Genomic DNA, 26,994 nt, shown 5'->3' with positions numbered 1-26,994 from the left:
ATCGTTTGTTAAACAACTTGTATTATAGGTTAATATTAGTATTTTTGTGATTCTTATAAAATAAAATTAGCATATGAAGTTAAAGTATATTTTGGTTTTTGTTTTTGCAATATGTCAACTAAATAATTACGGACAAACGACCAACGAGGATGTTCTTTTTACTGTAGATAATGACCCTGTTTCTGTTTCAGAATTTTTAAGGGTTTATAACAAGAATTTAGATTTAGTTCAAGACGAATCTCAAAAAAATATTGACGAATATTTAACCCTTTACACCAATTACAAATTAAAACTGAAAGAAGCTAGAACTCGTGGCTTGCACGAGAAATCAAGTTACCAAAGAGAATTGGGTAACTACAGAAAGCAGTTGGCAAAAAGTTATATTTCAGACTCTAAAGTAACTAATGCCTTGGTAGAAGAAGCCTACGAAAGAGTATCGAATGATGTAAAGGCGAATCATATTTTAGTAAGAGTAGAAGAAACAGCAAGTCCAGAGGACACTTTAAACGCCTATAATCAAGTTTTAAAATTAAGAGAAAGAGCGCTTAACGAAGGCTTTGAAAAGGTAAGGAAAGAGGTGCATAACGGAAAAACTATTTATGGTGAAGAGCTTGGTTATTTCACTGGTTTTAAAATGGTTTATAAATTTGAAAATTTTGCTTTCAATACGCCAGTTGGCGAGATATCTCAACCGTTTAGAACCCAATTTGGATATCATTTTATTAAGGTTTTCGATAAAAGAGCATCACGCGGCGAACGTACGGTTGCCCATATCATGCTATCCTTAAAAAAGACTGATTCGTTAAGTGAAAATCTAGAAGAAAGAATTCAAGAAATTTATAAAAAAATAGAGCAAGGTGAAGATTTTGAAGCTTTGGCTAAGCAATTTTCTGAAGATAAAAGTTCTGCACCAAAAGGGGGTTTATTAAAACCTTTTTCGGGTGGTCAACTTAGCGTGCCAATATTTGAAGAAGTTGCATTTGGCTTAAATGCTGTTGGCGATATTTCTAAACCATTTAAATCAAAATTTGGATGGCATATTGTAAAGTTATATGCTAAGAAACCGGTAGCGCCTTTTCAAGATATAAAGCCAGAATTGGAAGTAAAAGTAAAACGTGATGCTCGTTCTAAGGTAATTGATGATGCCTTGCATACAAAACTAAAGAAGCGTTATAATATAAGCAAAGAACAGCCAGCCTTAGATTATTTTAGGTCTATACTCAACAACGATTTTTTTACAAGAAAATGGGTGCTTCCTGAAGATTTTACAGGTGATAAACCTTTGCTTAAAATTGGGAACAAACAATTCTATTATAGAGACTTTGGCGAATATTTATTAAAGAATCAGCGTCATAATAGAGCAAAAACTGATTTAAACAATATTGTGAACGATAATTATAATACGTTTTTGACTTCTAATTTGGTAGAATATCAAGAAGATAATTTGGAGTTTGAAAACGAAGAATTTGCACATATAGTAGGTGAATACCGAGATGGTTTATTGTTGTTTGATCTTATGGAATCGTCTATTTGGAACGCTGCCAAAACGGATTCTGTTGAAGTTAAAGATTACTACAACGCTCATAAAGAGAATTATATTATCCCTAAAAGAATAAATGCGGTTGTCGCATCTTCAGGCAAACAAAAAACCCTTAAAAAAGTATCCAAATTGTTAGCACAAGGAATGGAACTTGATAAGATTAAGAACCTTGTTAATAGTAACGATAAAATAGAAGTTATTTTTACTGAGGGTATTATGGAAGCTACCCATCAAGCGTTACCTAAAGATTATACTTTTCAAAAAGGAATTTCTAAAGTTTATAATCACAATTCAGGATATGTTGTTGTGCAAGTCAAAGAAATGCTTCCAAAAGAAACAAAGTCTTTCGAAGATGCTAAAGGTGCAGTAATTGCAGATTATCAAAACTATAAAGAAGCGCGTTGGTTAAACGAGTTAAAAGAAAAGTATCCTGTAGTTGTTAATCAAAGTATTTTAAAAAGGTTAAGAGAGCAAATTAAAAACCAATAAGTGCGTTACAAAGCAATTTTAATTATACTATCGTTAGTTATTACGTCCTGTTCTTTTTTTAAGAACACAAATAACAGTATCCCCGTGGCGAGGGTCAATGATGCTTATTTATATATAGAAGATATCAGCGATTTGGCTTCAGAAGGAGCAACAAAAGAAGATAGTACGCTTTTAGTTCAAAACTTTATAAACCGTTGGGCAACACAACAGTTATTAATTGATGGTGCTAAACTTAATTTAAGTGATGCAAAACAAGAAACCTTCAATAAACTTATCAATCAATACCGAAACGATTTATATACAAAAGCTTATTTAGAAGCATTAGTAAAACGCAGTATAGATACCTTGGTGAATGATGATGAAGCTAGTGTTTATTACAATGAGAACAAGGAAGCATTCAAATTAAATGAAGAACTTATAGAATTTAGATATGTTAATTTAGAAAAGAATATGCTCAATTTTCGTAGAATAGAAGAGCAATTTAAACGTTTCGAACCAAAGGATAAAAAAGAGCTTGATTCTGTAGCTATTCAGTTCAAATCTTACTCTTTAAATGACTCCATTTGGGTAAAAGTAACACAGGTAATTGATAAAATTCCAGTATTAAATTCTGAAAATAAAGATGAACTGTTAAAAAAATCTAATTTTATACAACTCAAAGATTCATTAGGAGTATATTTGATGCAAATTAATGATGTTTTATTACGCAATGACACTGCTCCACTAGAGTATGTAAGACCTACTATAGATCAAATAGTTATTAATCAAAGGAAGTTAGAGCTAATAAGACGATTAGAAAAAGATATTACAAAAGATGCCATTAAAAACAAGCAATTTGAAATTTACAAATAATTATAAAACCTTAGCCCTCATATTTGTCGCTTTTTTTGTGCTGAACTTTTCTTCGGCTCAAGAAATTATTGAAGATGAAAAACCTGTCGAGGAAGCAACAAAAGTAGTCGATACACTTAATGGCTTTAAAGCACAAAAAGTGGACGGTGTTGCTGCCGTTGTAGGCGACTATATTATTTTAGATTCTGATGTTGATAAAGCCTACTTGCAGTTACAAGCTCAAGGTGTTAATACAAAAGATATTGAACGCTGCCAATTATTTGGAAAGTTGCTGGAAGATAAACTTTATGCACATCACGCCATTCAAGATAGTTTAACTGTTTCGGATGCAGAGATAAGACGAAATGTAGATTATCAAATAGAACAGTTTCTACAGCAGGTAAATGGTGACATGAAACGCCTTTTAGAATTTTATAAGAAGGATGACGAACAGAGTTTTAGGGATGAAATGTTCGAAATAAATAAAGCCAATCAATTAGCCCAAAAAATGCAATCTAGCATTGTTGAAGAAATTGAGGTAACACCAGAAGAAGTAAGAACATTTTTTAATAATATTCCTGAGGATGAGCGTCCAACATTTGGTACAGAATTGAAAGTGGCCCAAATTGTGGCAGAACCAAAAGTATCTGAAGAAGAAAAGCAAAAAGTAATTGATAGACTGAAGCAATTTAAAGCCGATATTGAAGAGAATGGCGCTAGTTTTAGGTCAAAAGCTGTACTATATTCAGACGATCCTGGATCTGCAAGTAAAGGTGGAAAGTATACATTAAACAAGAAACAGCCTAGAATGGTTAAAGAGTTTAGGCAAGTTGCTTTTTCACTTCAGGAAGGTGAGATTTCAGATCCTTTCGAAAGCGATTTTGGTTTTCATATCGTTCACTTAGAAAAAATTAGAGGACAAGAATATGATGTGGCACACATCCTTTTAATTCCAAAAGTTTCTAATGAAGCGGTGTTAGAAGCAAAAGAACGTCTTGAAAAAGTTAGAGAACGTATTGTGAGTGGTGATATATCTTTTGCTGATGCAGCAAGGGAAGCTAGTGATGAAGACGAAACTCGTAATGATGGAGGTCAACTTATTAATCCTGCAACACAAGATTATAATTTCGAGCTGACTAGAATGGATCCAGAATTGTATGCTCAGATTCAAGATCTAAAGGATGAAGAAGTTAGTTTGGTTTTGAAGGAACAAGATAGACAAGGAAATCTTACATTTAAAATTTTAATGGTTACAGATAGAATCGAGGACCATGAAGCAGATTATGCACGAGACTTTTTGAAAATTAAAGATTTAACGCTAAACGATAAGCGAGTTAAAGCTATAGAAAAATGGCAAGCTGAAAAAATCATGGATACTTACATAAAAATTAGTAGTGAAAACAGAGATTGTGAGTTTTCTAGTAATTGGTTAAAAAAGTAAACTTATGTCCGATGTTGCTGCAATAGAACAGTTTGTAAAAAGATATAAAGAATTAAAAACCGAAATTGCCAAAGTAATTGTTGGACAAGATGCTGTTGTAAATCAGATTTTAATCTCTATTTTTTCTGGTGGACATTCACTACTTATTGGGGTTCCTGGACTGGCAAAAACATTAATGGTTAATACGATTGCACAAGCTCTAGGGTTAGATTTTAAACGCATTCAGTTTACGCCAGATTTAATGCCTAGTGATATTCTAGGAAGTGAGATATTGGATGAAGACAGACATTTTAAATTTGTTAAAGGACCTATTTTTTCGAATATTATTTTAGCCGATGAGATTAATAGAACACCACCTAAAACACAAGCTGCTTTATTGGAAGCGATGCAAGAACGTGCAGTAACCGTCGCTGGACATCATTATAAATTAAGCTTACCTTATTTTGTTTTAGCCACTCAAAACCCAATTGAGCAAGAAGGGACTTATCCGTTGCCAGAAGCACAGTTAGACCGTTTTATGTTTGCAATTAATCTAGGGTATCCTTCTTTTGATGAGGAAGTACAAGTTGTTAAAGCTACTACTACAGATATTCAAGCAAAAGTTAATGCCTTGTTTTCTGCACAAGAAATTATAGATTTCCAAAAGCTCATTCGCCGAATTCCAGTAGCCGATAATGTAATTGAATATGCCGTAGCAATGGTTGGAAAAACAAGACCAGAGAGTGATGAAGCTATTGATTTAGTAAAAACTTATATCGATTGGGGTGCAGGCCCTAGAGCTTCGCAAAACTTAATTTTAGCTGCAAAAACACATGCGGCTATTCATGGTAAATTTTCTCCAGATATTGAAAACGTTCAAGCTGTTGCATATAGTATTTTAAGACACAGAATCATTAAAAACTACAAAGCCGAAGCTGAGGGAATTACGGAAAATCAAATTATTAAGAGCTTATTCTAATAATAACGTGATATCTTTTCTTAACTGACCTACTGAATTCTCGTCAAGTAAGTTATAAAACCCACGTATGTATTGCTGCTTGTCTACAAGTGCGGCATAAGAGGAATGATAAAAATCAATACTACCTTCTTTAGGCTTAAAGCTTGTTCTAAATAAGCTAGATATATGTTTAAGTTGATTATCACTGCCATTTAAGAAATGCCATTTTGAATTTGGGATTTTGGTTGCTTCAGCATAGCGCCTTAAAACAGGAATTGAATCATGTTTTGGGTCTATACTAAATGATAACATAAGGAAATCTTCGCTGTCAATAAAATCAGTTGCTATATTTGTTAATGCTGATGTCATTTTTGGACAGATACTTGGGCAACGCGTAAAAAAGAAATTTGCTAGATATACTTTATTATTAATGTTTTGCTCGGTGATCGATTGATTTAGTTGATTTCTAAATTCGAAATCACGTATGGTGTAAGTTACATCACTGCCATTTTCATCAACGTAACGACTTAAAACAGGTAGCTCTTTTTTTTTTTGGCAGGAAGAAATTAATAACACCGTAATTAAAAAAAGTAAACTAATGCGCATAGTAATACTTATTGATTTTTAAACCCATTTCTTCATCATAAAAAAACAAAAACATACTAGCCATCATATCTTGAGGTGCATTAGTCGTATTGTTTGTTACAAGGGTTAACTCATATTCATGGTTAGGATACATTAAAACACCTTCTTTACTTGAAAATTCGGGGGTTTTAGTCAGACCAATTTTGTTTTCGTGATTTATTACTTCGCAGTTATAAATAACTTCGCCAGAAGTAAGATCTTTTAGTATAAATTGTTTAGCAAAAGGATGCAGGTGGGGTGTAATTTGATGCAAACGCATAGTATCTTTTATTGCTAACTGTTCTGTTGCGTTATATGAAAAAGTTTGTTCTCCTTTAAAAATTTTCCAATGTCCAGAAAGTGCTTGCCCGTTTTTATCAAAATAAGTATGATTTTTTGTTTCCATTGGGATGCATGAGTTTTCCATAATTTTTCCTTCGGAATTAAAAGGGTCGTTGATGTCAAACGGAAGCATCATAAATATAGTTTTTGGTTGCAACGGCTTGATATCTTTATGCTCACTATAGACAATAGAGATATTATGCTTTATTTGGAAAATGGAATCATTAATATTATGGTTTAACGCTTGTGTAATTATAAAAAATTGTTCATCACTAAAAAAAGGAAAGCCATATCCTTCAGGAAAATTAACCGATTCTACACCATGAGATAACGAAATAACCCTGGGGTATTGGCTGTTAATTCTATCCAACATATTCCATCGTCCATGATGTTCTTGTTCTATATAGTCGATATTCATATGACAAACAAAGTCATTTGAGCGTGAGTTATTAGTTTTAGAATCTTTGGCTTCAACTTTAAAACCAGTCATCCAAAGTAAGTCTTGTTTAGATTTGTCTAAATAAAAATTTTGTAGAGCATTTGGACCTTCCATTGATTTGTAAATGCCATCTATTAATAGAGAAGGAGATTGGAGTTTTAGATGATCAGCGGTAACCGATTTCGACCATTCAGAATCAATAATTTTAAAAAAATGCAACGCTCGCGTTTTAACAATTGCTTTATGTCTGTTAGATAAATTAAAATAGTATATTAGACCAATAGTAGTAATAATTACTAGGGAAAATACCGTGATTTTATGCCACTTTTTTAAAGTCATTTAATCTGTGTAATAATCAAAATTACTAATATTTTAATGCACCAACCAACGTTTTCAAGATTATTAGGCTTAGACTGCTTAAGGGCATTGGCCATTAGTTTAGTTGTGTTGTCTCATATTACTTTTTTGCTATATCCTGACACCACATCAACACTTATTGATTTTGTGCGCATTATGGGTGCTATTGGGGTCGATTTGTTTTTTGTATTAAGTGGTTATCTAATAGGTGGCATTTTACTTAAGATATTAAAAGAAGAACATTTGCAATGGACCAGTCTCTTTAGGTTTTGGAAAAGACGCTGGTTACGAACGTTACCTAATTATTTTTTAGTTTTATTTTTAAACGTTATAGTCGCTTTAATTATTGGAGTTTCTTTACCTAGAGATGTGTTCATATACAATTTATTTCTTCAAAACTTCGCAAGCGAACATCCTGACTTTTTTACAGAAGCTTGGAGTTTATCTATTGAAGAATTTGCATATTTACTATTACCGTTCTTGCTTTTTTTGTCGGTAATGCTATTTAAAAAAGGCAATAGTGAATTGCTATTTTTTAGGACATCTATGTTAGTAATAATTATCTTAACTATTTTTAAAATGGTTTATTATTTCGATAGCTCTATTAATACTTATCACGAATGGAGTACATCTTTTAGAAAAGTTGTTATTTATAGAATGGATAGTATTTATTATGGTTTTATTTCGGTTTTCTGCGTAAAACGGTTTTCAAATTTTGTTGAGAGTAAAAAAAATATATTGTTAATTCTTGGGTTGGTTTTATTTGCCTTACTTCATATAGTAATTTACGTTTTTAATTTATTACCTCAATCTCATCTTGGTTTTTATGTTTTTATATATCTGCAAATAGTTGGAATCTCATTAGCACTCTTATTTCCCTATTTTTTACATTTGAAAAGAGCTGTATTTGGTCAACAATTAATTGAATTTGTGAGTAAACGGTCTTATGCTATATATTTGGTAAATTATTCTTTAATTCTGTTGAATATTAAATTATTTTTTGACTTACATTCATTAAATATCTTTGAAAAAATAGCTATTGTTATTCTATTTTTATTAGTGACTACAGTAATTTCAAATATCATGTATGTTTACTTTGAAAAACCTATTTTAAAATTTTGAGACCGAAGATTTCCAAGGTAATACATGGCTGATAAAACAAGAATATATGGACTAGATTTAATGAGAGCTATAGCCATTGCCATGGTGGTTTTTTCTCATGCGCTTTATATTTTTCAAGGTTATAATAACGCTATAATTAGTGGAATTCAAGTTATTGGTGTACAAGGTGTTGAGGTTTTCTTTGTGTTAAGTGGTTTTTTAATTGGAGGTATACTTTTGAGGCTAACAAAAACTACTCTTTTTTCTAGAAAAGAACTATTTCATTTTTGGGTAAGACGTTGGTTTAGAACATTGCCATTGTATTTTTTAATGCTATTAATTAACATCCTAGCTGCTCTTTTAATTGGTTATGAATTGCCTCAGACTGTTTGGAGGTACTTTTTCTTTTTACAAAATTTCTCAGACTATCATGTCCCCTTTTTTCCAGAATCTTGGAGTTTATCTGTTGAAGAGTTTGCCTATCTTTTAGGTCCATTTTGCCTTTATATATTTTATAAAATTGCAAATAGATATACTATTAATAAAGAAAAGATATTTCTGATAGTGTCTGTGTTATTAGTACTGATCTTTTTCATTTCAAAAATCATTTATTATTGGTCTTCTGTTGATGATGTACGATCTTTAGAAATATGGAATTCTAATTTAAAGGCAATAGTAATATACAGACTTGATGCTATTTTTTATGGCTTCATTTTATTGTATTATTTTAATCAGAACAAGATTAAATTCGAAAAACTAAAAGATAAACTCTTTCTGGCAGGAATGTGCCTGTGGGTTATGGTTTTGGTAATACTTCCTTTGTCAGGTATTACCATTCAAGCATATCCCTTTTATTGGAATGTACTGTATTTGCCTTTCAATTCAATAGCCATTTGTTTGATGTTGCCTTATCTGTATTTTTTAAAGCCACCCAAGCAAAGGTTGTCTAAATTTATTAAAAGCATCAGCATGTATTCGTATGCTATGTATCTTTTGCACTACACCTTTATTTTGTATTTAATGCAAATCATTTTAGATTTTCAAAAACTAAACTTGTTAGAACGTATTATGTGCTTGTTCGTTTACTTATTCATTACTTACTTCTTGTCGAAAATAGTGTATAGGTATTTTGAAAAACCAATGACCAAATTGCGAGATTCAAAATTTATTAAAAACATGCTTAGGATTGATGTTGATAATTAGATAGTTTTCAATTTAAAAAATTGAAAAAAACCTAATGATATCAAATTATAATAGGACTATAATAAATTAATATTAGTAGGCATTGTATTCTTTGGTTAATTTTTAAAACTTTGTATTAATTTTGTACTTTGCATCACTTTAAAAATTCAACCATTTAAAATATAAAATATGGCATTTGATATCGACATGATTAAGGGTGTTTACAGCAGGATGGCGGAACGCGTTGATAACGCGCGTGAAGTAGTTGGTAAACCATTAACACTTTCCGAAAAAATATTATACAACCACCTTTGGGATGGAAATCCTACAACGGTTTTTGCTAGAGGAAAGGATTATGTTGATTTTGCACCAGACCGTATTGCTTGTCAAGATGCTACTGCGCAAATGGCGTTATTGCAGTTTATGCAAGCAGGGAAAACTAAGGTTGCTGTACCAACAACGGTGCATTGTGATCACTTAATTCAGGCTAAAGAAGGTGCGGCTACCGATTTAAAACACGCTAACAATGTAAGTAGCGAAGTTTTTAACTTCTTAGAGTCGGTATCAAATAAGTATGGTATTGGTTTCTGGAAACCAGGAGCTGGAATTATTCATCAAGTAGTTTTAGAAAATTATGCTTTTCCAGGTGGTATGATGATTGGTACAGATTCACATACTGTAAATGCAGGTGGATTAGGTATGGTTGCGATTGGAGTTGGTGGTGCTGATGCGGTTGATGTTATGGCTGGTATGGCTTGGGAATTAAAGTTTCCAAAACTAATAGGTGTTAAATTAACAGGTAAATTATCTGGATGGACAGCACCAAAAGATGTGATTTTAAAAGTAGCTGAAATTCTTACCGTAAAAGGAGGAACGGGAGCTATTGTTGAATACTTTGGACCAGGCGCAACTTCAATGTCTTGTACAGGAAAAGGAACCATTTGTAATATGGGTGCCGAAATAGGAGCAACTACTTCTACTTTTGGTTATGATGAATCAATGGAGCGTTATTTGCGTGCTACAGATAGAGCCGATGTTGCTGATGCTGCAAATAAAGTAAAAGAGCATTTAACAGCTGATGCAGAAGTTTATGCAAACCCAGAACAATATTTCGATCAAGTTATTGAAATTAATTTATCTGAATTAGGGCCATTATTGAACGGTCCTTTTACTCCAGACTTATCTACAGAAGTAGGATCTGCAATGACTGAAAAAGCAACTTCTAACGAGTGGCCTCTAAAGGTAGAATGGGGATTAATCGGTTCTTGTACAAACTCGTCTTACGAAGATTTATCAAGAGCATCCTCAATAGCACAGCAAGCTTTAGATAAAGGTTTAAAAATGAAAGCAGAACTAGGAATCAACCCAGGTTCAGAGCAAGTACGCTTCACAGCAGAACGTGATGGAATTCTTGGGGTTTTCGAAAACCTAGATGCTAAAATATTCACCAATGCTTGTGGACCTTGTATCGGCCAATGGGCAAGATATAGCGATCCTAAAAACGCACCAAAAAACAGCATCGTTCATTCTTTCAATAGAAACTTTGCTAAGCGTGCCGACGGAAACCCAAACACACATGCTTTTGTAGCGTCACCAGAATTAACAGCTGCTATAGCTGTTGCTGGTCGTTTAGATTTCAATCCGTTAACAGATAAGTTAATTAATGAAGAGGGGCAAGAAGTGATGTTCGATGAGCCAACAGGATGGGAATTACCACCAAAAGGTTTCGCAGTAGATGATAATGGATATCTAGCACCAGAGGCAGATGGAAGTCATGTTCAGGTTTCTGTTACAGATGATTCAGAACGTTTGCAATTACTAACGCCTTTCGAGCCTATAGGGAACTCAATTAGAGGCGCTAAACTTTTAATTAAAGCGTTCGGAAAATGTACTACCGATCATATTTCTATGGCAGGACCATGGTTACGTTTCAGGGGGCATTTAGATAATATTGCGAATAACACATTAATAGGAGCAGTTAATGCTTTTGGAAAGAAAACCAATTTTGTTAAAAACCAATTAACAGGTGAATTTGGCGGTGTTCCAGATACAGCTAGAGCATATAAAACTGCTGGAATCAAATCTATAGTTGTTGGAGATCATAACTACGGTGAAGGTTCTTCTAGAGAGCATGCAGCAATGCAACCACGTCATTTAGGTGTTGCTGCGGTTATAGTAAAATCGTTTGCGCGTATTCATGAAACTAATCTTAAAAAACAAGGGATGTTAGGATTAACCTTTGCTAACGAAGCAGATTATGATTTAATTCAAGAAGATGACACATTCAACTTTACAGATTTAAATGAATTTGCTCCAGGAAAACAATTAACGCTAGAAGCAGTTCATGCAGATGGATCTAAAGATCTTATCAAATTGAATCATACATACAACGATGCGCAAATTACATGGTATAATGAAGGCTCTGCCCTTAATTTGATTAAAAGGCAAAACGCTTAAAATTTAAGCACATATATTTAAAAATCCAGTCTGTAAAGGCTGGATTTTTTAGTTTATTATAAAAATGATTTGGGCATTACCCTAGAGGGTCAGGTTTTACATTACAAGTCCTCGCTCGTAACTTACAGTGGGCTTTCCAGTACAATCTCTAACGCACTTGTAATCTAGCTTTGTTTTTAAACTAAAAATAGTTTTGTTCTTTTTGGGGAGGCTAATTTTACATAATTAGTTCTTTATGGGGTCTTTTCCATTACCAAATAGTGATATAGATTAGTGTTTAATTCATTCAGTATATCTGGAATGTTGATAACAAATGATTTAGTTTTTTTAATAACTTTTCCTCTCTTGAAATATGATGTTCCGTTTTTAAAGTCAAAATCTGTCCACCCAAAATCATACTTGCTATTTAATTTTGATTCAATTCTTAGGGGCTCAAACCTATATTTTCCTTTCTCAAAACTAATTTTAATAGTGTACTTTATATGGTAATAAAGTTTACCCACATTAACCTTGTTATTTTTAATACCCATTAAGAGAATAAAATTGTTTTCATTTTTAGCATCAATCTCTTTATACTTGGTTTCAACCCATTTTAGAGTTTTTCTATGTATTTCATTTTCAGTTAAACCATCAATATTAGATATTGTGTATTTTGGAGTTAAACCATTTTGATTGAAAACAAATTTATTTTGGCTATAAGTAAAAGTTATGGACACGAAAAAAAGACCGAAAAATAAACTTCTCATTTCTATTTAAAAACTTATTACGATAAAATAATCAAAATAATTCTTATCAGAACAAAATAATCGAAGGAAATCATATAATTTCTTTTTAATTCAGAACATCAAAAATGCTACTTTTACAAAAACTTCTAAAATGAATTCCAGAGCAGACCAATTAAAAGCTTTTGATAGATTATTAACCATTATGGACGAGTTGCGAGCGCAATGTCCGTGGGATAAAAAGCAAACTATGGAGACCTTACGCCACTTAACAATAGAAGAAACTTATGAACTTGGAGATGCTATTTTGGATAACGATTTAGATGAAGTAAAAAAAGAATTGGGAGATGTATTATTACACATTGTTTTCTATTCTAAAATTGGTAGCGAGACTAGTAATTTTGATATAGCCGATGTTTGTAATAGTATCTGCGATAAATTAATTGATAGACATCCACATATTTATGGAGATGTTAAAGTTGAAAATGAGGACGATGTAAAACGCAACTGGGAAAATTTAAAGTTGAAAGAAGGTAAGAAGAGTGTTTTAGAAGGTGTGCCTATGAGTTTGCCAGCATTAGTAAAAGCGAATAGGATTCAAGATAAAGTAGCAGGTGTTGGTTTTGATTGGGAAGAACCTAGCCAAGTATGGAAAAAAGTAGAGGAGGAGCTAAATGAATTTAAAACCGAAGTGAAATCGGGTAATCAGGCTGCTATGGAAAACGAGTTTGGAGATGTATTATTTTCTATGGTAAATTACGCTCGGTTTTTAAACATCAACCCAGAAAACGCTTTAGAACGTACCAATAAAAAATTCTCTAAACGCTTTCAATATCTTGAAAGTAAAGCAAAAAGTTTAAACAAACCATTAAAAGATATGACACTGGCCGAAATGGATGTATTTTGGGAAGAAGCTAAAGCTTTGTAGTTATTAGTTGCTAGTACAGCTTCTTAATTTTATCCAATTTACTATTCCAGAGCTCTAGAGATTTTTTATGGTTTTTAATATTTGAATGTACTTCCTTTACTAATGGATTTTCATCATCAACATTAGTAAAAAACTGTAAATTATTTTCTAATTGATTAATTTGATGTTTTACTTCATCAATTTTCTTTCGAATAAATGAACGTTCGTTGTCTAGGTCTCTGGTGTTTTCAGAACTACTTAAACTTTCTAATTTATTCTCGAACTTAATCATTTCAATCTCATTCTTATCCATTTTGAGGTTAGAGAATAAACCATCTAAAGCCTTATGAAACTTTCCTTCAATATAACGTTTGTCATAAGGAACTCTTCCTAAAGTTTTCCATGTATTTATTTGCGTGTTTATGGTTTCTAAATCTTTGGTTTTATCACCGGAAAGTTTCAGTTTTTTTATAGAATCTAATAATTCATGTTTTTGGTTAAACGCATCCAATTCAACTTTGTTAGATGCATTTCTTTCAGCATGAAGCTTATCGAAATAATAATTACAAGCTGCTTTAAACTGCTTCCATATTTTGTCACTATCGCGACGTGGTACATGACCAATTTTTTTCCAATCACTTTGAATTTTTTTCATCAAAGCTGTAGTTACTTGGATATCTTCACTGTCTTTATTGTCTTCAGCAATTTTTATTAATTCTAATTTTTTCTGAAGGTTTTTATATTGTTCTTTTTTAAGTCCTTTGTAGAAAGCGTTTTTTTGTCTGTTAAAAGTTCTAACAGCGTCTTTAAATTTTGCCCAAGTGGCTTCATTTACTTTTAATGGTACTTTTCCAGCATTGAAAAAGTCGTTTCTTAAAGACTCAATTTCTTTTATCTTTTTTTGCCATCCTCCGTGAGAGCTAACCTCCTGAGAAGCAATTTCATTAATGCTGGCAATAATATCTTCTTTCTTCTCGAGGTTTTTCTCATAAACTTTATCTATCTCCTTAAAATAAAGTTGACGCTTATCATTAATTACCTTGGTTGCCGCTTTAAAACGTTCCCAAATAACCTCACGATGTTCTTTTCCAACAGGACCTAACTCTTCTTTCCACATTTTATGTAGTTCCTGAAGTTCTCTAAACGATCGAGTTATATCATCATCTTGAGCAAGTTCTTCTGCACGCTCAATAATTTTGAGTTTTTTGTCTAAGTTATGCTTGAAATCAAGGTCGCGAAGATCTCTATTTAGATGTAAAAAATCATAAAATATTTCGACATGGTGATGATAACTATTCCAAGCATTGTTGTATTTATCGCGTGGAATTGGTCCAGTATTGCGCCATCTTTCTTGTAATTCTTTAAAATGCTTGTAAGTAGTGTTTATGTTTTCTTCAACATTAATCAAGCCTTTTAATTCTTCAATTATCTCAAGTTTGCTAGCTAAGTTTTCTTTTAGATTTTTTTCAAGACTTTTATAATGCTCATTTAATTTATTGCGATATTCTCTGTAAGCAGTTTTGTATCGTTTTTGAACAGGAGAGGAGTAATAGAAGTCTATTTCATTACCACCATCGGCTAAAAAATCTGCTTTTTTCTCATCGATTAAAGCTTGGAATTTAGTTTTAAAATCATTGTTAATATCATCTACATGAGATTTAATAGCTTGAATTTTTTCTGATTTAATCAATTTTTCCAATTCAATAGCTAAGGCTTCCAACGACATTTTATCATACTCTTTAACTTCTATGGTATGACGTTCTTTATTTCCTTCGTCTTCTGCGTCTTCTGCATTAGAAGCTTCAATTTCATCAATAACTTCGTCTGGTTCTTGCGTGTTTTCTGCTGTTTCAGAATTAGGAGTTTCTGAGGGAGTTTCAGTCGTATCCAAAGTGATTTCAGGAGTGTCTTCTGGCTGTGAAGTGTTTTCAATGTTTAAATCGGTTTTTTCAGCTTGTTCCTGATTTTCCGGTTTATTTAATTCTAAATTTAATTCTTTGTTTTCTCCTTCTGCTTTTTGCAGGTTATCAATCTCAGACATTTTAAAAATGTTTAGGGTCGTTATTAATGTGATGCTATAAAGTCTAAAGATACTAACAACTCCAGTATTTACAAAGTGAAGATTGCGTTTTAATACGTTAAGCGATTGTTTTTATTTTAAATCCCAAATAGACCATGCTTTTTCTGCTTGTAGTTTTAGCATGTTTAAACCGTTAATTGTAGTAGCTTTTTTTTCTTTTCCCAGTTTTAAGAATTTTGTTTGACTTGGGTTATAAATTAAATCATATAAGACATGATTATTTGTAATTCCGCTATAAGGAATATTAGGACAGTCATTTATATTTGGGAAGGTTCCTGCAGGCGAGCAGTTAACAATAATGAGATGTTGTTTTATGATGTCTTCATTTAATTCTGAATAGGTATAACTAACTTTTTTAGATGCATTTCGAGAAACATAATGACACTTAATACCCAATTTTTTTAAGCTATAAATAACTGCTTTACTTGCACCGCCAGTGCCAAGGATTAATGCTGATTTGTGGTTTTTATTCAAATATGGAGCAATCGATTTTTTAAAACCATAACAGTCCGTATTGTAACCAATTAATTTGCCTTTTTTAGTAATTTTAATGGTGTTAACTGCACCTATAGCTTTTGCCTTTTTATTTAATTTATCAAGAAAAGGAATCACTACTTCTTTATAGGGTATAGTAACATTCATACCTTTTAAGCCTTCCGTTTCATTGATTATTGAAGGAAACAAATTGATATCTTCAATATCGAAATTGTTGTAAGATATATTATCTATTTTTTCGTTTATAAACTTATTTTTGAAGTATTCTTTTGAAAAAGAATAGGATATATTTTTCCCTAAAAGACCTAATTTATGCATGCTGCTTTCTAGTTTTTTTACCATATAGTTCCAAAGCCAATACTATTAAAATCCCAAGAATAATAAAGGATATAGCATAATAGGTTTGTGAATTAAATTCTGGGATATACCGTTGGTAATTTTCGATTATTTTTTCGCCTGCCGAATCTAGTAGATAAACGCCATCATCCATTCTATAAATTGTTTTCTTCCATGGCCATACAACACCTAGAGAGCCAATAATAAAACCTATTATGGAAGCTAGCGTAATATTCTTATAATGTTTTAAAATATAACTTAAAACATGAGAAAATGTTACTAGTCCTGTTACAGAACCTAATGTGAAAACGGTTAATACCTTCAGCATTCGAACACGTTCTTGGTTCTGTGTAAAAGAAAAATTACCACCTAATATTTCATAGAAAGTATCGTATAAAGCATTAACTGAATCTACTAGTAGCAGTACATAATTTCCTATTAAGATAAGAATGAAGGAACCTGAAAAACCTGGAAGTGTCATTCCTGCGACACTTATGATACCACAAAAAAAGACAAACCATAGATTGTCGTTTTCTTTTGCGGGGTTCAAAAAACTGATACCAAGTCCTAAAATAATGCCAATGGATAAAGTCAATAATGTTTTAGAATTCCAGTCTTTAAAATCTTTGTTTATGTAGTAAATAGAGCCTATAATCATTCCAAAAAATATACTCCATACGAATAATTCGTAATGTTTTAATAGGTAATCTAGAATTTTAGAAACACTAAAATAACTTATAATCATACCAAAGAATAGCAAACTTAAAAAGCGCCCATTTATATAGTAGAAAAAACTTTTGAATCGCCCGTTAATTAGTAATTTGAAAGCTTTACCATTAACTTTTTGTAGTGAATAAATGAATTCTTCGTAAAAACCAGCTACAAATGCAACTACACCACCAGAAACACCAGGAATTTTATTGGCAGCACCCATGCCTAGTCCTTTTAAAACTAAAAAAAGTTTATCGGTAAATGTTCGAGTGCTTTGCATTAGTGTTTTTTTGAACCAAGTTTTTCAAGAATGAAAATAGTTAAAAAACCAATAATCATTAAAACTATTGCAGGCATTGTTTGTGGATATATATATTCGTTGATTTCAGAATAATTAAAAGCATAAACACTTTCTTCTAAAACCGTTTTATAGGAGTCAAAATCTTTAGTTTGTTTCTGAAACACATTGAGCGTCCCTAAATTAGAAATTTCATTAAAAGATACTATTTCTCCAGTTTTATCTTCCATCACAGAAATGGTTCTTTTCCAAGGCCAAACTTTGTTTAACGAACCAAATATAAATCCTGTTAGTAAAGCCATTGTTATATTATGATAATGTTTAAACAGCCATTTTAATATATGACTAAAGCTTAGTAAACCAATTATAGCCCCAGTGGCAAAAATGACTATCTTTTTTATGTCAAAGTCATGCAAAGCATTACTTAATGTTTTATAAGCACCAAGAATAATTAAAATAAATGACCCTGAAATACCAGGAAGTATCATGGCACAAATAGCGATAGCACCAGACATAAACAAAAACCAGGAATTGTCATTATTTGCAAGTGCTGGGAGGGTAGTAATATAAAAAGCTATAACCGCACCAACTATTAATGAAATTATAGTTGCAAATCCCCATTTGGTAATTTGTTTTCCAACAAAATAAATACTGGCCACAATTAAACCAAAAAAGAAAGACCAAATAAGTATCGGATGATGTTCTAAAAGATATTTAGCTAGCCTCATAAACGATACAAAACTCACTATAATTCCTAATAAAAGCGCTGTTAAAAAATTCCCATTTGCTTGTTGCCAAAAAGCTTTTACTCCTTTTGTAAAAAGTGTACGAAACAATGAAATATTCACATTGCTAATTGTGGAAATTAATTCTTCGTAAATACCTGAGATAAAAGCAATAGTACCTCCAGAAACACCTGGGACAGCGTCTGCAGCTCCCATAGCTATTCCTTTTAAAGAAATTATGAAATAATCCTGTAAACGTCTTTGCATTACTCGATTTTTAAACGAAAATCAAAGGTATGCATTTTAATGAAACGTAACCTTAAAGATTTGCTTTTAGTAAATTTTTAACTAGAATTTTGTTTGCTACATCTGGAAAAAGCTCTTCAACTATAAAGCCATAGTCCTCGTTGAATCGAATACCGTTTTTTAAATGAAATGTTCCTTTGTCATTTTCATTTAAAGCGAAATAAAGTCCCGCCAATCTATATTCTAATTCGGCATTTTCTGGATAAAATTCCACAGCTTGTTCAAAATTATAGATGGCCGCTTCTAATTCGCCAAGTTTTATTAAAAGATCACCCCTCGAGAGCCAAGTATTAAGTTCATAATTTCCCAGCTCAAGCGTTTTTTTAAATCCGCGTTCGGCTTCTTCGTAAAAGTTTAGACGCTGATTAATTTGAGAATATAGTTTCCAATAAATTACATTTTCAGCGTCTATATTTATTGCTTTATTAATATAATACAGCGCTTTTTGGTAATTCTTTTTGCGGTTGTAAAATTTAGTAATGGCAATCCATCCTTTGTCCAATAAAGGATCTTCATGAACTGTTTTATAGTAGTATTGAACGGCTAAATCGTTTTTATTTAGTTTTTCATAACAGCCACCTATTCTTAATAATGCAAATGATGTTGGGTCATCAAGTTTTAAAGTGATGCTATAATTTTCTATGGCTTCTTCATACCTATTTAACTTTTCTAAAACTTTTCCGCGTTCAAGATAAGCACCTACAAATGTGTCATCTGAAATAATGGCGAAATCGAAAGCAGTTAAAGCTTTTTCGAGATTTTTTAACTCAAAATACTGCTTACCTAATTGATGCCAGGCAACTTCACAATAAGGGTTTTTATCTAAAAATACGTTTAAATAGTCTATAGCATCTTCGTGCTGATTAAGAAAATCGAAGCAATAAATTATATTATAAAGTGCTGAATAATCTTGAATATCCGCTTCAATGCATCTCATGAAATTTGATTTTGCATCTTCAAAAGAGTCTAAAAATAGATATTCCATGCCAATTAGCGAATAGATATCAACCACATCATCGGTTAATTCTAAAGCTTTTTTTAGAACTTCTATAGCTTGTTGGTGATTATCCTGCTTTGATAAAATATTTGCCTTTTGAATGAAAAGTTCTTCATTCATTGGGTCAAGTGTATATAGAATATTTAATAACTCATTCGCATCATCTAGCTTATCTTCAAACACATATACTTCAACTTTAAAAAGGCGCAAGTTTATTGATGTTGGATGTTGATCAAGACCAAGTTTAATGGCTTTTTTAGCTAGGGCTATTTTACCTTGGTTAAGGTAATGATGAATGATGTTTTCAAACTCTTCAGAATCAAAAAACAAAACACTGTTTGTTTTCAACATCGATTCAAATTTAGAAAGTGGCAAGTTGTTGTTGTCGTTATGACTAAACTCCATAGGCACATTAGTAAGTTTCTACTTCAATAAATTTAAGGTTCTATTCTTTTTTTTGGCACTTGATTTATAAATGTTTTTAACAAAGTAATGAACATTTAAAATTTTTTAAAGTTGGTTTGCTTGTTGTAATTTGATAGTCAGAATGTTGAAGCTGCCTTTTATTACTTCATACTATTTAAAATATCAATAATAATGCCACAGCCTTTAGTGATTTCTTCATTAGAAATGGTTAAAGGTGGTGTAATTCTAACAGCTTTATTTTCAAATAACAACCAAAAAAGTATTAACCCATGTTCTTGTGCTAGTAGAATTAGTGAATTTGCGATTTCAGATGAAATCATTATTAAAGCCAGCATAAGCCCTTTTCCTCTAATTTCTGAAATTAGCGGATGAACTAAAAGGTTACGAATAAGTTTTTCTTTATCTGTAGCTTGTTGTATTAAATTGCTTTCTGTTATTTCCTTTAATGTTGCCAATGCAGAAGCAGCTATAACTGGATGTCCACCAAAGGTTGTAATGTGCCCTAATTTGGGGTTATCCATGAGTAAATCCATGAGTTTGGTAGAAGCTGTAAAAGCACCAATTGGCATGCCGCCACCTAAACCTTTTCCGGTAACCAAAATATCTGGTGTACAGTTGTAATTTTCGAATCCAAAAAGTTTACCCGTTCTACCAATTCCAGGTTGTATTTCATCTAGAATCAATAGTGCTCCAACTTTATCGCAGCGTTCTCTAACTTTTTTCAGATAATCATCTTTAGGTTCGATAAAGCCAGCGCCACCTTGAATAGTTTCTAAAATAACACCGGCGGTTTTATTGGTTATGAGATTTAATTCTTCAAAATTATTAAAAGAGATAAAGCGAGCATCTGGCAATAATGGTCTGAAAGCTTGCTTGCGCTCTTCAAAGCCCATAACGCTCATGGCTCCCATGGTATTGCCATGATATGCTTTATTAGCGGCAACAATTTCGCTTCTACCAGTAGCTCGTTTAGCTAGTTTTAAAGCACCTTCAATGGCTTCGGTTCCTGAATTAGTTAAATAGGTTTTTTCTAATTTTTCTGGAAGGTTATTTGCCAGAAGTTTAGTTAGTTCTACGGTTGGTTTTTGAACGTATTCTCCATAAACCATGACATGTAAATATTTGTCTACTTGTTCTTTTATGGCATCAATAACTTTTGGGTGATTATGCCCTAAGGGACATGCAGAAACGCCTGCAACAAAGTCTAAGTAAGGCTTTTTGTTAATGTCATAAATGTAAGAACCTTTAGCATGAGAGATTTCCATTGCCAACGGATGTGGTGTTGTTTGTGCTTGGTATTTAAAGAAATCTGAAACCATTATTATTGACTATTTTTCGGTGCTATTAGTTTCTTTTTATCTGGTTCTAATAATTTCGTAGGTCCTAAAAGTTTTCGCTTGGACTTTATCTTTTTAGGAAGGTTTCTAGATGCTTTAGATTTTGTTTTATCTTTAATTTTAGATTCTTTATCGGCCTTATTAATGCGATCAATCATATCTTCATCAAAAAACTCTTCTTGAGGGATATAATCATCCAAACCTTTAATTATTGGTAACTCTAAAGGTGGGTCATCACTAAATAAATCTTCAACGCTTTGAGGACGCTCTTCTTCACGCCAATCGAAACCTTTTAGGAGTTTTTGGTTTTCGGGAAATTCATCTTCAGGAAATATATCGCCATCAATTTGGTTAAGCTTTCTCACTTCCTCAATTTCTTTTTCTGCTAAGAGTATTTTTATGCTTCCAGATTTAGATTTGTCAATACCTACCAATTCACCTTTGTCATTTCTAAAGTAATATATAGACTGCGCATTTTTAATAATATCGACTTGATTTAAGTCATTATTTTCGTTGAACAACCCAATTAGTCTTCTTCCTGAAATTTGATTATAGCCTGCTTCAAGGGTGTCTCTGCTTATAAGAAATGCATTTTCGAAGACAATAAGGGAATCAATTTTTTCTGTTTCAGGATTTGATTTTAAATGAATAGTGTCGCCCGTAATTTGATTTTTAATATTCCATAAAATAGGTTTTCTAACAGTAGCAAATTGATCTGCAGAAGAAAATTTAGAAATATTAATAAATTTCATTAAACCAGTTTCATGGTTTACATGCACAGAATCTGATTTACCACTCATATCTGATTTATACATTTTCACATTTCTGAAAGCGCGAGTAATACGTTTTTCTGGTTTTCCTGTTACCATTAAAGTATCGGCGTGAATATATAAGGAATCTTTTTCTTGCACTGTAATTGCTAGTGCACGCTTTGTTATAAATAAGGAATCTTTTTCTTCACCTCTAAAAACTTCGGCATAATGACCTTTAACGATGCTTTTGTTTATAGTATCCGTAACTTTTATGTTATTAGTTGCAGATGAGAAATTCCTGTTATTGTCAAAATATAAACTATCTCCTTCAATAATACGATTGTCGTAATCTATTCTCGATTTTTTAACGGCATAACCAGTTTTGTTTTCAGTATCATAAAAACCTTTTTCGCAGTAGGTTTTACTTTCTTCTGTAACAATAGTTGATGGCCCATATAAATAGGCGTGTCCAGTATCTGAATAGAAATCGAAGTAATTTGAATTAATAGTCGCATCTGGACTTACTAAAACAACATCTTGAACAAAACGATACTTCTTTAAATTCATATAATATCTACCTTCTTTACTAGTAATTGTGCCAGAAGAATCTTTGACAACAGTCCCGCCAGTTTCATAAAAGGCTACTTGCTTAATACGGTCGAAATGTAAAGTATCGGTTGTTATTGTTGAATTAGGGTCTGTTAAAACCACATCACCACTTGCAAAAGCTAATTGTGTTTTTCCACTATATTCAACATATTTAGAATTCATGTTGATCGTGTCACCTTGAATCATTTTTACATTTCCATATGCTTCTATAAAGTTTTCACTGCTATAGTGTATAGCGCGATCACACCACATATTAATACTTTCATGAGCAATATGTACTTGTTCAGAATCATCACGAGTTAAAATTTTGGCACCAGGATAATTTTCTTCGTCAACATTTAGAAATCCTGAGTACTTAATTTCAATCATCTTTTTGCTCTGTGCTTCGGAATGAATTACAAAGAACAAACTTAGAAATAGTAAGATAAATATGCGCAAGCTTGAATTCAATATCATATGATTTGCAGCAAAAATAACGATTAATATACTGTTTAAGTATATGGAAACAAAAAACGCTTCAAAATATTTTGAAGCGTTAGTTTATAAAAAAATAAATGTTTTAATTTCTGAAAATAGTTTGTTTTCTATCTGGTCCAACTGAAACTATAGTAATAGGAATTTCTAGCTCTTTTTCTAAAAACTCGATGTACTCATTTAAAGCTTGTGGCAACTGAGATGCTTCAGACATTTCTGTTAAATCTTCATTCCATCCACTAAACTCTGTATAGACTGGTTCAACATTTTCTGGTTCGATATTATATGGTAAATGATAAATTACTTCACCTTTATATTTATACGCAGTACATACTTTTAAACTTTTAAACCCAGAAAGTACATCGCCTTTCATCATCATTAATTGTGTGACACCATTTACTTGACAGGCATATTTTAAAGCAATAAGATCTAGCCATCCACAGCGTCTTGGTCTACCAGTTGTAGCTCCAAACTCCTTACCAACTTTAGCCATAGTAGCTCCATCTTGGTCAAATAATTCAGTAGGGAAGGGACCCGATCCTACACGTGTTGTATAAGCTTTAAAAATACCAAATACTTCACCAATTTGGTTAGGTGCAACACCTAAGCCAGTACATGCTCCTGCTGCTGTTGTGTTACTGGAAGTTACAAAAGGATATGTTCCAAAATCGATATCTAAAAGTGAACCTTGAGCGCCTTCAGCTAAAATTGTTTTTCCAGATTTTTGTGCTTGGTAAATATGTTCTTCAGAATCAATAAACTTCAAAGATTTTAAAACCTTTACTGCATTAAAAAACTCTGTTTCTAATTCTTTTAAATCATATTCTATTTCTACATTATAAAAAGCAATCATAGATTCATGCTTATCAGCTAGGGCTCTATATTTGTCTTTCCAATCACTCAACTCTAAATCTCCAACACGAATACCGTTTCTGCCAGTTTTGTCCATGTAAGTTGGTCCAATACCTTTTAAAGTAGAACCAATTTTGGCTTTCCCTTTAGAAGCTTCGCTAGCAGCATCTAGTAGTCTGTGGGTTGGTAAAATAATATGTGCTTTACGCGAAATAAGCAACGATTTTCTATAATCTACGTTTTGTTCTTCAAGCTTATCAAGCTCACCTTTGAAAATAACGGGATCTATAACTACGCCGTTACCAACTAGATTTGTTGCATCGTCATGAAAAATTCCAGAGGGAATAGTGTGTAATACGTGTTTCCTTCCATTAAATACTAAGGTGTGTCCTGCATTGGGGCCTCCTTGAAAACGTGCAATAATATTGTAGTTTGAGGTTAGTACATCAACAATTTTTCCTTTGCCTTCGTCTCCCCATTGTAATCCTAGTAGTAAATCTACTGCCATTGTAAAAAATAATTAGTTGGTTGATTTTCTGTTTCCGTAAAAGTATAGTGAGTGGTTGTTAATTTCGATATCGAAGACTTCTTCAATTGTCTTTTTAATAGACTGGATTCTTGGATCGCAAAACTCTATAACTTCTCCAGTATCTGTTAAAATAACATGATCATGCTGTCTATCGAAATAAGATTTCTCGTAATGTGCCTGATTTTGTCCAAATTGATGTTTTCTAACCAATCCACATTCCAAAAGTAATTCTATAGTATTATAAAGCGTCGCTCTAGATACACGATATTTTTTATTCTTCATACTAAGGTATAAAGATTCAATATCGAAGTGTTCCGTGTTATTGTATATTTCTTGAAGAATCGCGTATCGTTCAGGTGTTTTACGGTGCCCATTAGTTTCTAAAAAGCTAGTAAATACACTTTTAACGATGTCTTGGTTTTTGGTATCGGATTTTGCACTCATAATTTCGTCGCAAATTTACACTTTTTTTACACTCTAGTAACCTTATCAATACCATTAATTTTCTTAAGTTTTTCTTGGAGTCTTTTTAGCATAGTATTGTTTTTTACAATAACATTAATTTTTCCCGAAAAAAGACCGTCGTCAGTCTCGAAATTTAAGCTTTTCATGTTAACATGCATGTTAGACGAAATAATTTCTGTTATTTCATTAACTAAGCCCAAGTGGTCTATTCCAGAAACTTCTATTTTTACTAAAAATTCTTGCTGTGTAGAATCAATCCATTTGGCGGGCATAATTCTATAGGCATAATTAGATTGTAAACTTAAAGCATTTGGACAGTTTTTTTTATGAACTTTTATGCCATCGGCAACTGTTAAAAAACCAAAAACATCATCACCTGGAATTGGATTACAACAATTAGCTATTTTGTAATCTAATTTATCTTCTTCTTTACCAAATACTATCGAATCGAAATTAGATGTAACTTCTTCTTTTTCTATTTCTTCCTTCGAAATTGTTGCTTTTCGACTTATTTTATTTTTAATAAAAGACATTAAAGCGTTGCTTCTAGATGAGGCATAGTCTTTAAGCATTTTATTATCTATAGAACCTATACCAACACGGTAAAAGAGGTCTAAACTTGTTTTAAGTTTGAAATAACGAACTAGTTCATTTACACTTTCTTCGTTAAGTGTAATTTTGAGCTGTTTTAGTTTTCTTCGTAAAATTTCTTTGCCATCTTCACCAACTATTTTTCGATCTTCCTTAAGGGCAGATTTTATTTTACCTCTGGCTCTCGCTGTTGTTGAATAGTCTAACCAATTGGCATTTGGTTTAGCTGTTTCAGCAGTTAAAATATCTACTTGATCTCCACTTTGTAGCTCATGACTTAAAGGAACAAGTTTTCCATTTACTTTAGCACCACGCGTTTTCATACCTACTTCGGTATGGATACTGAATGCAAAATCTAATGCTGTAGCTCCTTTTGGTAATGATTTTAATTCGCCCTTTGGAGTAAATACAAATATTTCTTGAGCGTAAAGATTAAGTTTAAATTGTTCGACAAAATCTACTGCATTTAACTGTGGATTTTCTAAGGCTTCTTGTAATCGATTAATCCAGTTTTCAAGACTATCTTCAAGTTCTTCACCTTGTTTGTATTTGTAATGAGCCGCATAACCTTTTTCGGCAATTTCGTTCATGCGTTGGCTTCGTATTTGAACTTCAACCCAGCGACCTTTTGGTCCCATAACGGTGATGTGTAGTGCTTCATAACCTGTTGATTTTGGCGAAGAAATCCAGTCTCGCAATCTAATGGGATTAGGCCTGAAATGATCTGTTACAATGGAATATATTTTCCATGCTAAGAATTTTTCATTGACTTCATCACTTTCATAAATAATTCTAATCGCAAATTTATCATAAACTTCATCAAAAGAAACCCCTTGTTTAACCATCTTCTTTCTAATAGAAAAGATGGATTTTGGTCTTCCTTTTATAGTATATATCATGTTCTCTTTGTTTAGAGAATTTTCAATAACTTTACTAAACTGAAGAATGTATTTGTCTTGTTCTTCTTTACTTTCCTTTATTTTGTTTAGAATATCGTTGAATACTTCAGGTTCAGTATATTTTAAACCTAAATCTTCAAGTTCAGTCTTAATGTTATATAGACCAATTCTATGAGCAAGAGGTGCGTAAATGTATAGTGTCTCAGATGCAATTTTTACCTGTTTATCGGCTCGCATTGCATCCATAGTTTGCATGTTATGGAGTCTGTCTGCAATTTTTATAATAATAACACGAACATCATCATTAAGCGTTAGCAACATTTTTCTGAAATTCTCGGCTTGCAACGATACATTCATATCTTGCTCTTTACTCAATGAAGAAATTTTGGTTAGGCCATTTACAATTTTTGCCACAGTTTCTCCGAAAAGCTGTTCAATATCATCAATGGAATAATCGTCATTATCTTCTACCACATCATGAAGCAATGCAGAAGCTATTGAAGTAGCATCTAATCCAATTTCTTGTGCTACGATTTTTGCTACGGCGATGGGATGGAAAATATAAGCTTCTCCAGATTTTCTACGTTGATCTTTATGCCCATCAAGAGCTACATCGAAAGCTTTTCGAATCAGTTTTTTATCATCACTAGAAAGCGTTCTGTAACTAACTTTTAGTAGTTCTTTATATGCTTTTGTAATTGCTGCGTTTTCTTTTTCTATCGCTTCCTCTGTCATAAATTAAA

The 26,994-nt window shown here is 32.2% G+C and carries 21 protein-coding genes; 8 read left to right on the top strand and 13 right to left on the bottom strand.

The window, feature by feature from the left end; all coding sequences use genetic code 11:
* Window positions 1-73: 73 nt before the first annotated feature.
* The 4 genes from AC2D6V_RS00175 to AC2D6V_RS00160 are packed head-to-tail and all read left to right on the top strand — an operon-like array spanning window position 74 to window position 5,259.
* Window positions 74-2,029 (top strand): peptidylprolyl isomerase, encoded by a 1,956-nt coding sequence (locus AC2D6V_RS00175; RefSeq protein ID WP_484646026.1) that lies wholly within the window; start codon window positions 74-76, stop codon window positions 2,027-2,029.
* Window positions 2,030-2,881, top strand: coding sequence for a peptidyl-prolyl cis-trans isomerase (locus tag AC2D6V_RS00170; RefSeq protein WP_484646025.1), 852 nt, complete (start codon window positions 2,030-2,032; stop codon window positions 2,879-2,881).
* Window positions 2,844-4,301 carry a peptidylprolyl isomerase gene (locus AC2D6V_RS00165; protein WP_484646024.1) on the top strand — a complete coding sequence of 486 codons (1,458 nt, stop codon included), beginning with the start codon at window positions 2,844-2,846 and terminating at the stop codon, window positions 4,299-4,301. The genes AC2D6V_RS00170 and AC2D6V_RS00165 overlap by 38 nt, the downstream gene beginning before the upstream one ends.
* Window positions 4,302-4,305: 4 nt before the next feature.
* On the top strand, window positions 4,306-5,259 hold the full coding sequence (locus tag AC2D6V_RS00160) for an AAA family ATPase (RefSeq protein ID WP_484646023.1): 954 nt from the start codon (window positions 4,306-4,308) through the stop codon (window positions 5,257-5,259).
* On the opposite strand, the gene AC2D6V_RS00155 is transcribed toward AC2D6V_RS00160, so the two are convergent.
* Both AC2D6V_RS00155 and AC2D6V_RS00150 read right to left on the bottom strand, forming a co-directional pair.
* Entirely contained in the window at window positions 5,251-5,844 is a 594-nt protein-coding gene (locus AC2D6V_RS00155) for an SCO family protein (RefSeq protein ID WP_484646022.1), read from the bottom strand. The genes AC2D6V_RS00160 and AC2D6V_RS00155 overlap by 9 nt on opposite strands.
* Window positions 5,834-6,982: a hypothetical protein gene (locus tag AC2D6V_RS00150; protein ID WP_484646021.1), complete on the bottom strand. Its 1,149-nt coding sequence runs from the start codon at window positions 6,980-6,982 to the stop codon at window positions 5,834-5,836. The genes AC2D6V_RS00155 and AC2D6V_RS00150 overlap by 11 nt, the downstream gene beginning before the upstream one ends.
* Before the next feature lie 36 nt (window positions 6,983-7,018).
* Between AC2D6V_RS00150 and AC2D6V_RS00145 the strand changes: the two genes are divergently transcribed.
* The 3 genes from AC2D6V_RS00145 to AC2D6V_RS00135 all read left to right on the top strand — a co-directional run bounded on the left by AC2D6V_RS00145 (window position 7,019) and on the right by AC2D6V_RS00135 (window position 11,740).
* Entirely contained in the window at window positions 7,019-8,122 is a 1,104-nt protein-coding gene (locus tag AC2D6V_RS00145; protein ID WP_484646020.1) for an acyltransferase family protein, read from the top strand.
* Window positions 8,123-8,146: 24 nt separating this feature from the next.
* Entirely contained in the window at window positions 8,147-9,304 is a 1,158-nt protein-coding gene (locus AC2D6V_RS00140; RefSeq protein ID WP_484646019.1) for an acyltransferase family protein, read from the top strand.
* Window positions 9,305-9,472: 168 nt separating this feature from the next.
* On the top strand, window positions 9,473-11,740 hold the full coding sequence (locus AC2D6V_RS00135; RefSeq protein WP_484646018.1) for an aconitate hydratase: 2,268 nt from the start codon (window positions 9,473-9,475) through the stop codon (window positions 11,738-11,740).
* 233 nt (window positions 11,741-11,973) lie between these two features.
* Here AC2D6V_RS00135 and AC2D6V_RS00130 read toward each other — a convergent pair whose 3' ends face one another.
* Entirely contained in the window at window positions 11,974-12,486 is a 513-nt protein-coding gene (locus AC2D6V_RS00130; protein WP_484646017.1) for a DUF4468 domain-containing protein, read from the bottom strand.
* 130 nt (window positions 12,487-12,616) lie between these two features.
* Here AC2D6V_RS00130 and mazG point away from each other — a divergent pair, with 130 nt between their 5' ends.
* The gene (gene mazG / locus AC2D6V_RS00125) at window positions 12,617-13,390 is read left to right on the top strand and encodes a nucleoside triphosphate pyrophosphohydrolase (protein ID WP_484646016.1); all 774 of its coding nucleotides are present in this window, start codon (window positions 12,617-12,619) and stop codon (window positions 13,388-13,390) included.
* 10 nt (window positions 13,391-13,400) lie between these two features.
* Here the strand turns inward: mazG and AC2D6V_RS00120 are convergent, their stop codons facing one another.
* The 10 genes from AC2D6V_RS00120 to AC2D6V_RS00075 all read right to left on the bottom strand — a co-directional run bounded on the left by AC2D6V_RS00120 (window position 13,401) and on the right by AC2D6V_RS00075 (window position 26,986).
* A complete protein-coding gene (locus AC2D6V_RS00120; protein WP_484646015.1) occupies window positions 13,401-15,410 on the bottom strand; it encodes a DUF349 domain-containing protein in 2,010 nt (669 codons plus the stop codon).
* Window positions 15,411-15,521: 111 nt separating this feature from the next.
* Window positions 15,522-16,262, bottom strand: a complete 741-nt coding sequence (locus AC2D6V_RS00115) for a shikimate dehydrogenase family protein (protein WP_484646014.1) — start codon at window positions 16,260-16,262, stop codon at window positions 15,522-15,524.
* Window positions 16,255-17,271, bottom strand: coding sequence for a DUF368 domain-containing protein (locus tag AC2D6V_RS00110; RefSeq protein ID WP_484646013.1), 1,017 nt, complete (start codon window positions 17,269-17,271; stop codon window positions 16,255-16,257). The genes AC2D6V_RS00115 and AC2D6V_RS00110 overlap by 8 nt, the downstream gene beginning before the upstream one ends.
* Window positions 17,271-18,281 carry a DUF368 domain-containing protein gene (locus AC2D6V_RS00105; RefSeq protein ID WP_484646012.1) on the bottom strand — a complete coding sequence of 337 codons (1,011 nt, stop codon included), beginning with the start codon at window positions 18,279-18,281 and terminating at the stop codon, window positions 17,271-17,273. The genes AC2D6V_RS00110 and AC2D6V_RS00105 overlap by 1 nt, the downstream gene beginning before the upstream one ends.
* A 52-nt stretch (window positions 18,282-18,333) precedes the next feature.
* Window positions 18,334-19,722: a tetratricopeptide repeat protein gene (locus tag AC2D6V_RS00100; RefSeq protein WP_484646011.1), complete on the bottom strand. Its 1,389-nt coding sequence runs from the start codon at window positions 19,720-19,722 to the stop codon at window positions 18,334-18,336.
* A gap of 161 nt (window positions 19,723-19,883) precedes the next feature.
* Window positions 19,884-21,062, bottom strand: coding sequence for an aspartate aminotransferase family protein (locus AC2D6V_RS00095; RefSeq protein WP_484646010.1), 1,179 nt, complete (start codon window positions 21,060-21,062; stop codon window positions 19,884-19,886).
* A gap of 2 nt (window positions 21,063-21,064) precedes the next feature.
* The gene (locus tag AC2D6V_RS00090; RefSeq protein ID WP_484646009.1) at window positions 21,065-22,810 is read right to left on the bottom strand and encodes an OstA-like protein; all 1,746 of its coding nucleotides are present in this window, start codon (window positions 22,808-22,810) and stop codon (window positions 21,065-21,067) included.
* A 190-nt stretch (window positions 22,811-23,000) separates the two neighbouring features.
* On the bottom strand, window positions 23,001-24,275 hold the full coding sequence (locus AC2D6V_RS00085; RefSeq protein ID WP_484646008.1) for an adenylosuccinate synthase: 1,275 nt from the start codon (window positions 24,273-24,275) through the stop codon (window positions 23,001-23,003).
* A 12-nt stretch (window positions 24,276-24,287) separates the two neighbouring features.
* Window positions 24,288-24,740 carry a Fur family transcriptional regulator gene (locus tag AC2D6V_RS00080; protein WP_298239255.1) on the bottom strand — a complete coding sequence of 151 codons (453 nt, stop codon included), beginning with the start codon at window positions 24,738-24,740 and terminating at the stop codon, window positions 24,288-24,290.
* A gap of 26 nt (window positions 24,741-24,766) precedes the next feature.
* Window positions 24,767-26,986, bottom strand: coding sequence for a RelA/SpoT family protein (locus AC2D6V_RS00075; protein ID WP_484646007.1), 2,220 nt, complete (start codon window positions 26,984-26,986; stop codon window positions 24,767-24,769).
* Between the last annotated feature and the right edge of the window lie 8 nt (window positions 26,987-26,994).

The sequence above is a fragment of the Algibacter sp. YIN40 genome, assembly GCF_057219435.1.
Note: the sequence above shows the minus strand (reverse complement) of the source record. Positions and strands in the feature narration are given on the sequence as shown.